Annotated in this window: 10 protein-coding genes; 5 read left to right on the top strand and 5 right to left on the bottom strand. The window is 68.9% G+C overall.

Annotated features, from left to right (window positions below; translation table 11 throughout):
• Nucleotides 1–14: 14 nt before the first annotated feature.
• Nucleotides 15–794 carry an IclR family transcriptional regulator gene (locus tag KXS11_RS15610; protein WP_437386543.1) on the top strand — a complete coding sequence of 260 codons (780 nt, stop codon included), beginning with the start codon at nt 15–17 and terminating at the stop codon, nt 792–794.
• A gap of 75 nt (nt 795–869) precedes the next feature.
• Here KXS11_RS15610 and KXS11_RS15605 read toward each other — a convergent pair whose 3' ends face one another.
• A complete protein-coding gene (locus KXS11_RS15605; RefSeq protein ID WP_437386542.1) occupies nt 870–1,385 on the bottom strand; it encodes a pilus assembly protein CpaE in 516 nt (171 codons plus the stop codon).
• 172 nt (nt 1,386–1,557) lie between these two features.
• Between KXS11_RS15605 and KXS11_RS15600 the strand changes: the two genes are divergently transcribed.
• Nucleotides 1,558–2,475, top strand: a complete 918-nt coding sequence (locus tag KXS11_RS15600; RefSeq protein WP_437386541.1) for a helix-turn-helix domain-containing protein — start codon at nt 1,558–1,560, stop codon at nt 2,473–2,475.
• Between the two features lie 21 nt (nt 2,476–2,496).
• Here the strand turns inward: KXS11_RS15600 and KXS11_RS15595 are convergent, their stop codons facing one another.
• Nucleotides 2,497–3,111 carry an antibiotic biosynthesis monooxygenase gene (locus KXS11_RS15595; protein ID WP_437386540.1) on the bottom strand — a complete coding sequence of 205 codons (615 nt, stop codon included), beginning with the start codon at nt 3,109–3,111 and terminating at the stop codon, nt 2,497–2,499.
• Nucleotides 3,112–3,191: 80 nt separating this feature from the next.
• Here KXS11_RS15595 and KXS11_RS15590 point away from each other — a divergent pair, with 80 nt between their 5' ends.
• The gene (locus tag KXS11_RS15590) at nt 3,192–3,677 is read left to right on the top strand and encodes an NUDIX hydrolase (protein ID WP_437386539.1); all 486 of its coding nucleotides are present in this window, start codon (nt 3,192–3,194) and stop codon (nt 3,675–3,677) included.
• 81 nt (nt 3,678–3,758) lie between these two features.
• On the opposite strand, the gene KXS11_RS15585 is transcribed toward KXS11_RS15590, so the two are convergent.
• The gene (locus tag KXS11_RS15585; protein WP_437386924.1) at nt 3,759–5,585 is read right to left on the bottom strand and encodes a glycoside hydrolase family 15 protein; all 1,827 of its coding nucleotides are present in this window, start codon (nt 5,583–5,585) and stop codon (nt 3,759–3,761) included.
• Between the two features lie 275 nt (nt 5,586–5,860).
• Between KXS11_RS15585 and KXS11_RS15580 the strand changes: the two genes are divergently transcribed.
• Entirely contained in the window at nt 5,861–8,086 is a 2,226-nt protein-coding gene (locus KXS11_RS15580; protein ID WP_437386538.1) for a DEAD/DEAH box helicase, read from the top strand.
• 73 nt (nt 8,087–8,159) lie between these two features.
• Here KXS11_RS15580 and KXS11_RS15575 read toward each other — a convergent pair whose 3' ends face one another.
• Entirely contained in the window at nt 8,160–9,668 is a 1,509-nt protein-coding gene (locus KXS11_RS15575) for a carboxylesterase/lipase family protein (RefSeq protein ID WP_437386537.1), read from the bottom strand.
• A 107-nt stretch (nt 9,669–9,775) separates the two neighbouring features.
• Between KXS11_RS15575 and KXS11_RS15570 the strand changes: the two genes are divergently transcribed.
• Nucleotides 9,776–10,195 carry a GNAT family acetyltransferase gene (locus KXS11_RS15570; RefSeq protein ID WP_437386536.1) on the top strand — a complete coding sequence of 140 codons (420 nt, stop codon included), beginning with the start codon at nt 9,776–9,778 and terminating at the stop codon, nt 10,193–10,195.
• 77 nt (nt 10,196–10,272) lie between these two features.
• On the opposite strand, the gene KXS11_RS15565 is transcribed toward KXS11_RS15570, so the two are convergent.
• Nucleotides 10,273–12,408, bottom strand: coding sequence for an intein-containing Rv2578c family radical SAM protein (locus tag KXS11_RS15565; RefSeq protein ID WP_437386535.1), 2,136 nt, complete (start codon nt 12,406–12,408; stop codon nt 10,273–10,275).
• Nucleotides 12,409–12,446: the final 38 nt, after the last annotated feature.

Here is a 12,446-nt window from a genome sequence, read left to right as displayed (position 1 = left end):
GAAGGGAGTCCTCCATGAGTCAGGTGCCGGCGGCGGACGCCACGCTTCGCGTACTCAGCCATCTGGCCGCTGCCCGGGGACCGCTCCCTGCGGCCAGCATCGCCACTGCGCTCGACCTCCCGCGGTCCACGGTGTACCACCTGCTCGCCGTCCTGCAGGAGCACGGCTATGTCGTCCACCTCCCGGAAGCGCGCCGGTACGGGCTCGGCGTCGCGGCCTTCGAACTGTCGGGAGGCTACGCCCGACAGGAGCCGCTGAGCATGCTCGGTCGACCGTTGCTCGCCGACCTCGTCGACCGCGTGGGGGAGAGCGCCCACCTCGCCGTGCTCCACGGACGCGACGTGCTCTACATCGTCGAGGAGCGCGCCCCTCGGAAGCCCCATCTGGTGACCGAGGTCGGCGTCCGGCTGCCCGCTCACCTGACCGCGAGCGGCTGCGCCATCCTCGCCGCGCTCCCGCTGCAACAGCTGCGTGCGCTGTTCCCCGACGATTCGGCGTTCGTCGACCGCACCGGCAAGGGGCCGAAGCGCTATCGCGAGCTGCGCGAGGTGCTGATCCGCGCGAGCCGCGACGGCTACGCCTCGGAGGAGGGAGGGGTCACGCTGGGACTCGCGAGTGTGGGCGTCGCCGTCCGCGACCACACGGGTTGGCCGGTCGCCGCGATCGCGATCACCTTCGCCGGCGGGACGCCCGAGGAGACGTTCGCGCTCGCCCTCCAGGCCGGGCTTGCGGCGAAGGAGCTGTCGCGGCGGATCGGCGGGCACGGTGCGGACCGGCCCCGGCCCGTGCCCTGACCAGCTTTCGGTGAGACCACCGGTCCGGACAGCGGTGTCGCGTGACCGGTCGGCGCCATCGTGCCCGCTCGGTGCTCAGGCGACCGAGCGGAGGATGAGTTCGAGGAGTGCCGTCGCGTATGCGTCGGGGGCCGTCGCGGCGCTGAATCGGCGAGGTTCCCCGCTGAACTCGACGGTCACGGTGTACGCCTCGCCGTCACCGAGGGACAGCAGGACGTCGAGCTCATCGTCGAACGGGTCCGCTGCCGCGGTATCGGCCACCGCACCGGCGGGGGACGGCCCGGACGCCGCACGCTCGAGGGAACGGAACGAGCCACGCAGCAGCGCCCGGAGCTGGTGCTCCGACGGAAGCCACAGGGTGTCCTCCTGTTCGACGGAGTCGAGCGCCCACTCGGTCGTCCCGTTGAAGCCGAAGCTGCGCCCGCCGGGATGCTCATGCACCTCGACGGTCATCTCACTCACCGTGAACACGTCACCCGCGAGTTCACCGCCGTCGATGGTGAACCGGTCGCCCGGTTCCGGGGTCCAGCGCAGGCCGGCGGTGCGGAGGGCTCGGGCGAGCTCCGCGGAGATCATGTCTTCGGCGATCATCTGTCCAGTATCCCGGACGACATCCGTTTGGTATCGCGAACCCGCTTCGAGTCGGCTGGCAACCCCTCGACCTCACCGATGCACTGTGCGAGGGTGGAACCCCTGTTCCGAAGGTCAGCCGATGCCCCCAGCCGATGCCCGACAACCCGTCCGATTCCCCGCACGCGGACGAGTGACCACGTTGCGGCTGCACGGTCCGACGGGCATGCACGAGGCCTCGGCGGCGATCAGGTTCATCGACGTGGATCCGGAACGTTTCTCGATGACCGTCGACACCGTCATGCTCGGCGACTACATCGTGCACCGCAACACGGTTGGCCCCGGCGTCTTCGATGTCGCGGCCGACTCCTACGGCCTCGACGAACCGGTCGCCACCATCGTCATGCTCATCGACGGAGCTGCCACCCTCACCCATGCGCAGCAGCAGCTCGACCTCCAACCGGGTACCGGTACGCTCACGATCGGCTCGGAGACCTACCGGACCTCCGTCGCTGAACGAGCCACCTACCTGTACGTCTTCGTGCCGGTACGTGCGCTCCGCCGGATGGGGATCACACCGACCACCCCGCTCGGCCCACTCGCTCCGTCGCCCCTGCTCCGGGGGAGCGCCGCCTTCCTCGTCGAAGTGATCTCGAGTTTCGAGCCCATCGGCGGCGCCGCCCAGCTCAGGCTCTGCCGCGTCATCGACACCATGCTCGCCTGCCTGTACCTCGAGAACGACCTGTTCCGGGCCGATGGCGACGCGGGCCGAGTGCCCATGCGTCTCCGGATCATCGAGCACATCGCGGCTTCCTTCGCGGAGCGGGAGCTCCGACCGGAGACGCTCGCCCGACGCTTCAACATGTCCACACGCTCGCTGCAGCGGGTGTTCGAGGGCTCGGGGACGAGCGCGGCGGGCGAGATCGCCGAGCGTCGTCTCGAACTCGCGCTCGCGCTGTTGTCCGACCCGGACCACCGTGGCCTGTCGATCGCCGAGGTGGCGACGCGCTGCGGGTATCACTCGCAGGCCCATCTGCGACGGGCGGTGGTTGCGGCGACGGGGCTCAGCCCGAGCCAGGTGCGCGAGCGCGGCGAGAACGACGGGCGTTGAGCGACGCCGACCGTCGGCGACTCAGACGGGGTCGACCCGACCTCTCCGCGGTGCCAGGAGCCACGGGCGCAGCAGGCGTGTGACGAGCGGCAGCAGCCAGTAGGTCATGATCGGCGTGAGGATGAGCGTCGAGATGAGCACGTGCAGGAACACACCGAGCGGCTCCCAGCCGGGCACGAACGTGGTCACCAGGAACGTGAAGACGAGGTTGAGTGGGAAGAAGCCCAGCCAGATGCTCACCGCCTGCTTCCAGCGCGGCGGTGCCGGCGGAATGGGGTCGGAGTCTCCGGAGACCTCGGCCTCGTCGATGCGCAGGATGCCGTCCGGCGCGTCGAACCAGCCCTCGATGCCGCTGCGCTTCTCGACGCGGGACTGTTCCATGAACTCGCGGCCGCTCGACAGCCACCAGGCGCGCTCTTTGGAGTCCTCCCAATCGGACAGCGTCTGCTCGTCCGTGAAGCGGTACAGCATGTACCAGACGTCGCTCTCGGCGCCGGCGCGCACCCAGCCGGAGCCGAGGAAGCCGGGGTATCGGTTGGCCAGGTTGATGCCCGCCTGGACCCAGATGGTGGCCTCGGAGATCGACGCCGGGTTGACGCGTCGTTCGATCGAGACGGTGATGGGATCGTGTTCCATGTCTCCCAGTACACCGCACTCGTGTTTCCGATGCGTGTCGCCCCTCGCTGCTCGCCGCGGGCTGGCCGTAGAGTCGGGGCATGGCGACTCCTGACTTCGTTCTGGCCCTCCGCGAGAAGATCGGCAACGCGCCGCTGTGGTTGACGGGGGTCACGGCTGTCGTGCTCCGTGCGTCCGGCACCCCGGAGGTCGAGGTGCTGCTCGTGCGCCGCGCTGACAACGGTGCCTGGACGCCGGTGACCGGGATCATCGATCCCGGGGAGGAGCCGGCGGTGGCCGCCGAACGCGAGGTGCTCGAGGAGGCGGCCGTCGTCGCGACCGCCGAGCGGTTGGCGCAGGTGCAGGTGCTGCCGCAGAACGTCTACGGCAACGGTGACGTCACCCAGTACATCGACCTCGTCTTCCGTCTCCGCTACGAGTCGGGTGACCCGTTCCCCGCCGACGGTGAGAACACCGAGGCCCGCTGGTTCCCGCTTGACTCCCTGCCCGCCGAGGTCTCGCAGAACTTCCGCGCCCGCATCGCCTACGCCGCCTCCGACGAACGTGAGGCGCGATTCACCCGCTGACCCCCACTGCTCGTGTCCAGAATTCAGGGAAGTTCGGACAGCACACGCGACACACCGTCGATCTCTCGCGGAATTCGGACATCAGCGGCGCGGCCGGCTGACATTCCCTGAATTCTGAGCATTGGCGATGGCGTCGGCTGCGCGCACGAGACTGAGGTGGGACAGGGCCTGCGGGGTGTTGCCGACGTGGCGGGCGTTCTGCACGTCGTACTCCTCGGAGAGCAGCCCGACGTCGTTGCGGAACGACAGGAGCCGGCCCATGAGCCGGCGGGCGTCGTCCACCCTGCCCGACGCCGCGTACTGCTGCACGAGCCAGAAGGAGCACGCGAGGAACGGATGTTCCTCGCCGGGGAGCCCGTCCACGCCGCTCGTCGTCCGGTAGCGCAGCAACAGGCCGTCCTGGAGGAGATCCTCCTCGATCGCGGCGACCGTCGCGAGCATCCGTGGGTCGTCGGCGGCGACGTAGCCGATCTGCGCGAGCACGAGCAGGGAGGCGTCCACCTCCGTGGTCCCGGCATGCTGCACGTAGCAACCGCGCTCGTGGTCGACGTTCTCCCGTTCGATCGTGTCGCGGATGGTGTCCCGGAGGCTCTCCCAGCGGTCTGCCGGTCCGTCGAGGCCGTGGACCCGCACGGCTCGCACACCGCGGTCCAGGGCGGCCCAGAGCATCGCACGCGAATGCGTGAAGTGCTGTTCGTCCCCTCGCACCTCCCAGATGCCGCGGTCGGGCCGATTCCAGTGCTCCTCCACGACACCGAGCAGCGCGCGCTGCAGGCTCCAGGAGAAGTCGTCCTCTGGGATGCCGACCGACCGGGCCTCGTCGAGTGCGATCATGACCGAGCCGAAGACGTCGCCCTGGTACTGGGTGTAGGCGCCGTTGCCGACACGCACGGGTGCTGCGCCGAGGTAGCCGGGCAGGCTGTCGAGCTCCTCCTCCACGAGGTGACGCTCGCCCGCGAGGCCGTACATGATCTGGAGGTCGTTCGGGTCACCGGCGATGGCTCGGAGCAACCAGTTGCGCCAGTCGTGCGCCTCCTCGGTGAAACCGTGCTGCATGAGGGCTTCGAGCGTGAGCGATGCGTCGCGGAGCCACACGTACCGGTAGTCCCAGTTGCGGACACCGCCGAACGACTCGGGCAGGCTCGTGGTCGCGGCGGCGACGATGCCGCCGGTGTCCTCATGCGTGAGTGCGCGGAGGACGAGCAACGACCGCACGACCGCCTCCTCGTACTCGACGGGCGGATCGCAGTGCGTCGCCCAATCCCGCCACCAGTCGACCGTGTGCTCGACTCTGGCGCCGACATCGACGGCCTCGGGGACCTCGCGATGCGACGGGTACCAGGTGAGCGAGACGTCGACGACGTCGCCGGCTGCGACCTCGACCCGTGCCGCGTGGGCGTGGTCCGTCGCCCGCAGACGGACGCCACGGACGACGACGGCGTCCGGACCCGCGACGGCGACGATGCCGCTGCCGTCGGGCAGCTGGCGCACCCAGGGGATCGCGTCCGCATACCCGAACCGGAAGCGGAGCTCGATGTCGACCGAGACCGTGCCGCTGATCCCCTCGATCCGGCGGAGGACGTCTGCGCGGCGGTCGCCGTGGGGCATGACGTCGGTGACGCGGATCTCGCCGTCTGACGTGGCCCAGTCGGTTTCGAGGACGAAGGTGTCCTCGACGTAGCGCCGGCGTGCCGTCGCCTGGGCATCGGTCGGGCGGATGCTCCAGCACCCCTGCTCCTGCGTTCCGAGGAGAGCTCCGAACATCGACGGTGAGTCGAAACGCGGCAGGCACAGCCAGTCGATGCTGCCCTCCCGCGACACGAGCGCTGCGGTGTGGCAATCGCCGATGAGTGCGTAATCCTCGATGGGGCTGGGCATGACCCCATGCTGCCACGCGGTGCTCGGCAGGCACGGCAGGGATGCACCGTGACTTCTCAGGATGGATCGGGTAATGTGGCCAAGTCGGCTCTAGACACCGCGTTTGTACCGCGGAGGGTTATGTCAGTCTGGTGGGCCGGTTTCGTTGGAGAGAACTCCGCGAACACACACACGATGTGAACGGTCCCGGCCATTGTCAGCCCGGGTATGAGCATGCCGCAGCGCAGCCGAGGTCTCGGATGGCGCTGTGTGAGTCATGCAGGTTGTTCATGCGAACGAGTTATAACCCGGAAAGCATTTTTTCTATGCCTCAGCACAACAAACCGGCCGGCGGACGTCCGGCCAAGAACTTCGATCCCAAGTCCAAGTACGGGGAGAACAAGAAGCCGTTCGGTTCGCGCTTCGGCGGCCCGAAGGCCGGCAGCAAGAGCCCGGGCCACCGCGGCCACCGCCCCGATGAGGCTGGCGCTCCGCAGAAGTCGCGCTGGAACGCCGACGAGCGTGCCGAGCGCGCCGCCCGCTTCGAGTCCGCCGAACGCGGCGACCGCGGCCCTCGCTCGAACGACCGTGGCGAGCGTCCCTCGTACAACCGTGGTGGCGGCAACGACCGTCCGGCCTACAACCGWGGCGGCGACCGCAATGACCGTCCGGCCCACAACCGTGGCGGCGACCGCAACGAGCGTCCGTCCTACGGCGACCGCACCGAGCGTCCTGCGTACAACCGTGGTGAGCGTTCCGAGCGTCCGTCGTACGGTGACCGCAACGAGCGCCCGTCGTACAACCGTGGCGGCGGMAAYGAYCGTCCGGCCTACAACCGGGGTGAGCGTTCCGAGCGTCCTTCGTACGGCGATCGCAACGAGCGTCCCTCCTACAACCGTGGCGGTGGTAAGGACCGCCCGGCCTACAACCGTGGCGGCGACCGCACCGAGCGTCCGTCCTACGGCGACCGCACCGAGCGTCCCTCCTACAACCGTGGCGGCGGCAACGACCGTCCGGCCTACAACCGGGGTGAGCGTTCCGAGCGTCCGTCGTATGGCGACCGCACCGAGCGCCCCGCGTACAACCGGGGTGAGCGTTCCGAGCGTCCCTCCTACGGTGACCGCCCCGCACGCCAGGGCGACCCGCGTCAGGCGAACCGCACCGATCGTCCGGCCCGTTCGTACGACGACCGCCCCAAGCGCTCCTTCGACGACCGCCCCGCCCGTTCGTTCGACGACCGCCCGAAGCGTTCCTTCGACGGTGGGTCCGACTCGGCCAGCCGTGGCAGCGACTTCTACCCGAAGCGCGACGCAGGCTCCTACACGCCGCAGGACGACGTGGTGCTCGAGCGCCTCGAAGCCGACGCCATCCAGGCGGGCGACGTCGACGGCATGACCTTCGGTCAGCTCGGCCTCGGTGGCAACATCGTGCGTGCCCTCGAAGAGCTCGGCGCGGCCAGCCCGTTCCCGATCCAGGCAGCGACGATCCCCGACGTGATCGCCGGCAAGGACGTCCTCGGCCGTGGCCGCACGGGCTCCGGCAAGACCATCGCGTTCGGTGCGCCGCTCGTCGAGAAGCTCATGGAGAACGGCGGCGGCAAGAACCGCAAGCCGGGCCGCAAGCCCCGCGCCCTGATCCTCGCTCCCACGCGTGAACTCGCGCTTCAGATCGACCGCACCGTGCAGCCGATCGCCCGCGCCGTCGGCCTCTTCACCACGCAGATCTACGGTGGCGTCCCGCAGGGTCGTCAGGTGGGTGCGCTGCAGCGCGGCGTCGACATCATCGTCGGCACCCCCGGCCGCATCGAGGACCTCATCGAGCAGGGTCGTCTCGACCTCTCGCAGGTCACCGTGACCGTCCTCGACGAGGCCGACCACATGTGCGACCTCGGCTTCCTCGAGCCCGTCCAGCGCATCCTGCGTCGCACCGCGCCCGACGGTCAGAAGCTGCTCTTCTCCGCCACCCTCGACAAGGGTGTCGCAGCCCTCGTCAACGAGTTCCTCCCGAACCCGTCGGTGCACGAGGTCGCCGGGGAGGACCAGGCGTCCTCCACCATCGACCACCGCGTGCTCGTGGTGGAGCACAAGGGCAAGGACCGCCTCATCGAGGAGCTCGTCAACCGCACCGAGAAGACCCTCGTGTTCGCCCGCACCCGCGCGTACGCCGAGCGTCTGGCCGACCAGCTGGAGAGCGCCGGCATCCCCGCCGTCTCGCTCCACGGCGACCTGAACCAGAACCGCCGTACGCGGAACCTGGAGAAGCTCACCTCTGGTCGGGTCAACGTCCTCGTCGCCACCGACGTCGCCGCCCGCGGCATCCACGTCGACGACATCACGCTCGTCGTGCAGGCTGACGCCCCCGACGAGTACAAGACGTACCTGCACCGCGCCGGCCGTACGGGTCGTGCCGGCAAGGTCGGTCGTGTCGTCACGATCATCCCGAAGGCGCGTCGTCGTCGCATGACCGAGCTCCTCGACCGCGCGGAGATCGAGGCGGCGTTCGACGACGCGGCTCCCGGCGACCAGCTCGTCGAGGACATCGCCACCGCGTAGCCTCCGTCATCACGCGAGAACGCCCGCCGAGCAGTTGCTCGGCGGGCGTTCTCGCGTGTCAGGGAAGGTGTTTCTACGGGGTGAGGGCCTGGCGTTCGTCGTCCCGCGGCGCGAGGACGACGGCGTCGTCGACGCCGTCGAAGGTGCGGACCGGGCGGGTTGCATCCCAGCGAGCCCAACCGGGGTCACCGGTGGTGGCGAAGGACACCCAGGCGTCGTGCATGCTCGTCGCGAGCGACTGCGGTGCGTCGGTGCCCGTCATCCGGATCGCCTCGGGCGAGTCGAGATGGTCGAACACGAAGCCGAGTTCGAGGGCATGCGCGGCGCCTAGCGCACCGTGACCGTCCTCGCCGACCGGGCTCCGCCACGCGAACTCGTAGACCCAGGTGTCGGACCCGGCGGCGGCGCGGGCGTCGGCGACACGGTTGAGCGGCACCCGCAGGAGGAGGTCCGTCGCGATGGCGCCGAGGATCTCACCGGTCGGCGCCTTCGGCCGGTTCCGCCGGAACGTGCGCACCGTCGACGCGCGGATGCCGAGCTTCAGCCGCGCGGCGAAGAGGTGGAACCGCTTGAAGGTGGGGATCAGGCCCGTCGGCACGAACCACAACCGGTACTCCTCGGTCGTGCTGCCGATGAGGAGAGGGATGCCGGAGGCCTGGCCGGCTCGCAACGCGTCGAACGGGCTCGCCGGCACGATCTGGGTGTCTGTCGCCACGGCGAAGCCTGGACCGCCACTGATCGGGTTCCCGCCCGCCATCACCCGCTCCTGAGAGGCGACGAGCCCCTCCGGTGGGATGCGTTTGAAGCCGGCACGCGACGCCGGCACACCGAGGTCCTTCGCCATGAGCTTCGAGACGCGACCGGCCCGCTCACGGGTCTGCGACTCGAGTGGGCCGCTCTGCACGATGGCCCGGGTCATCAGCGAGGCCGCGTCGGGGTGCGCGAGCAGGGTCGCGACCGACGAGCCGCCGGCTGACTCCCCGAAGACCGTGACGTTGCTCGGGTCGCCGCCGAAGTGCGCGATCTCGTCCTGCACCCAGACGAGCGCCGCGAGCTGGTCGGCGATCCCGAGGTTCATCGGCACATCGTCGAGCACCGAGAAGCCCTCGGAGCCCAGTCTGTAGTTGACGGCGACGAGGACGACGCCGTCGCGGGCGAACGCCGTGCCGTCGTAGGCGTCGAGGGCGTTCGAGCCGTGGACGAACGAGCCGCCGTGGATCCACACCATGACGGGCAGTGAGGCGCCCGCGTGATCAGCCGGGGTCCACACGTTCACGTTGAGGATCTCGTTGCCGGGCACGGTCACCGTCGCCAGCAGCTCGCCGATCGGCCCCGAGTACGGCGCCTGCGGTGCGGTCGCGCCGAGGCGGCTCGCGTCCCGGGGTTCCTCCCACGGTTCGACCGGCTGAGGGAGGCGGAAGCGGTGCTCACCGAACGGGGCGGCGGCGTACGGGATCCCGAGGAAGCGACTGACGCCGCCCTCGGTGATGCCGACGAGGGGACCGCTGCCCGTCGCGACGGTCGCCGCTGTGGGGGCGTTGCCGGATGCCTCGGGGATGTCCTGTCCGGGTTCGGTGCTCATTCGGGTCCGTCCTTCGCGTCAGGTGTCCCACTGTATCGACGTCCTCTGGGCTGAGGTCCGCTGCCGTGCTGATCGAGCGTCCCTCCTGCGGCTGGAAGAATGGGCGCATGCAGATCCGCTCCTACGCACCGTCCGACGCCGAAGCCGTCATCGCCCTCTGGCAGGAGGCGGGACTCACCCGGCCGTGGAACGACCCGGCGAAGGACATCGAGCGGAAGGCGTCGACGCAGCCGGAGCTGTTCCTCGTCGGCGAGGACGCCGGTGTCGTCGTCGGCACGGCGATGGTCGGCTACGACGGCCACCGCGGCTGGGTGCACTATCTCGCCGTCGCTCCGAGCCAGCAGGGTGGCGGCCTCGGTCGTGCGCTCATGGCGGAGGCGGAGCGGCTGCTCATCGGACTCGGCTGCCCGAAGATCAACCTCATGGTGCGCACCGGCAACGATCGCGTCATCGGGTTCTATGAGGCGCTCGGCTACGGCACCGACGAGGTGGCGCTGCTCAGCAAGCGCCTCATCCCCGACGCCTGACCGGTGCCGTCCCTCGGGGCTCGTTCGTTCTTGGTCGAGCCCCTGCTCGTTCGCCCGCATGCGGGCGAACGGGAGCCTCAGAAGAGGGTGGGTTGCGGCTGCAGGGCTGTGGTCGCGAGGTCGGGGGCGAGCTGCCGGAAACGCACCCGTTCACCTTCGTCGTTGCGGAGCATGCCGAGCGCGCTTGAACGCACACCGCCCGTCGAGGGGTCTTCTCGGCCTCGTTCGAGTCCGTGGTCACGGATCATGGGGCGGATCCGGGCTGCGAGCCAGCGGCGGTAGTCCTTCGGAGCGTGCATCCCCTCGGCGTACATGGCGCTGTACTTCGCGACGAGCTCGGGGTGGGCCTTCGACAGCCAGTGCATGAACCACGGTTTCACGCCCGACTTCAGGTGGAGTGCGGAGTACAGCACCGTGCTCGCGCCGGCTTCTCGGATACGGGTGAGCGCGAGGTCGAGGTGTTCGACGGTGTCGGTGAGGTAGGGGAGGATCGGCATCATGAAGACACCGACGTCGAAGCCGAGATCGCTTGCGGCCCGAACCGTCGCGAGTCTCGCCGCGGCTGTCGGGGTGCCCGGTTCGATGGACTGCTGCAGCTCGTCGTCGAAGATCGCGATGGACATGGCGAGATCGACGGGTACCTGCGTGGCCACGTCGGCGAGCAGCGGGAGGTCGCGACGCAAGAGCGTGCCCTTCGTGAGGATCGAGAAGGGTGTGCCGGAGTCTGCGAGCGCCCGGATGATGTCGGGCATCAGCCGGTACTTTCCCTCTGCGCGCTGATACGGGTCGGTGTTCGTGCCGAGCGCGACGGGGTGCTTCCCCCAGCTGGGCTTCGCGAGCTCTTTCGCGAGCACCTCTGCCACGTTGACCTTGACGATGAGCTGGGAGTCGAAGTCCTTCCCCGCATCGAGGTCGAGATACGTGTGCGTCGGCCGAGCGAAGCAGTTGTGCGAGATGACGCCGTTGGCGATGAAGTCCCCTGTGCCGGTGGTGATGTCGATGAGGTCCTGTTCCCCGATCGGTTCGATCGAGGCGACGCGGAGATCCGCATTCGACGTCACCGCCCGTCCCAGGAATCGACGCTTTCGGAGGATCGCAGGTTCGGTCAACCTGAAGAATCGTTCGCGCATCGGGAGCCCACCGGTGACGCGGACGTTCCGCACCCCGTTGGCATGTGGAGGTTCCAGCACGCAGGTGATGCCCAGCAACCGCATGCTCTCCATGATCTGTTCGAGCACAGCGGCGTCCGTGTTCGAGATGCGCAAGATGCCGGCGGAGCAACTCCCTTCAGCGTCGAATACTCCGGCGAGGAATCCCGAACACCAGTCTTGGTCCACTGCGGCCGGCCAGGCGACGATCGCGGTGATTGCGTCGAAGTGCCTTGCCTTCGCGGTCATGATGGACGTCATTTCGCGGCGGTTGTCTGTCGCCGGGCTGAACGGACGGGTGTCGGTCGTGATTCCTTCCTCGCACAGGTACTCGCGGCTGCGGTCGAGGGCCTCGCGGTCCGCGAGGGACAACCGGAATCTGCTGACGGTCGTCGGTTGTCCGTTCGGCCTCGTGTCCGTGCGCCGCAGCATCATCGCGTCGCCGCGAATCATCCCGCAGAGGTAGCCGCGTCGATAGCCGGTCGTGCCGATGGCGGACCGGTCGTGCTCACTCAGTCCGGCGAGCCCGAATCCCGTCAGCGCATCGTTCGTCGTGAGGTGAGGGCGTCGGGAGGAACCGGCCGTGGCTCCGGTGACGTGCTTCCACCCTCGCTCAGTCAGGAACCGATGGTCGCCGCTGGCGACGACCGTGGTGCCGTCGTGCAGGTGAACCCGGAAGGCCGGTTTGCGTGTGTGCCACCGCGCCCGCACGGTTGTCGCGACGTACCGGCGATATCGACCGGACACCTCGGTGCCGACGATCTCGTCACCGACCTGAAGCTCGCCGAGCGGTTTGACACTTCCGTCGGCCATGGAGATGAGCGTGTCTGGCCCGAGGCAGTAGGTGCAGGCATGCGAGCATCCCCGGTACGGGTTGATGGTCCAGCCGAACGGCATCGCCGACTGACCGGGGACCCGGTTGAGTGCGGACTTCGCGAGCACCTCATGGAAGGTGATTCCTGCGAACTCCGGTGTCTGCACGCTCCGGACCAGGTTGTTCAGGCGCGCGAGTCCGGGCAGCGCCGAAGGTTCATCGACTCCGAGTTCTTGCCCGCTCCACCTCATGCATACATTAGAACATACGTTCGAAGAAGAAGCGCGAC

The sequence above is a fragment of the Plantibacter flavus genome, from assembly GCF_051487245.1.
GTDB classification, from domain to species: domain Bacteria; phylum Actinomycetota; class Actinomycetes; order Actinomycetales; family Microbacteriaceae; genus Plantibacter; species Plantibacter flavus_B.
The sequence above is the reverse complement of the archived record's forward strand: the minus strand, read 5'-3'. Positions and strand labels throughout refer to the sequence as shown.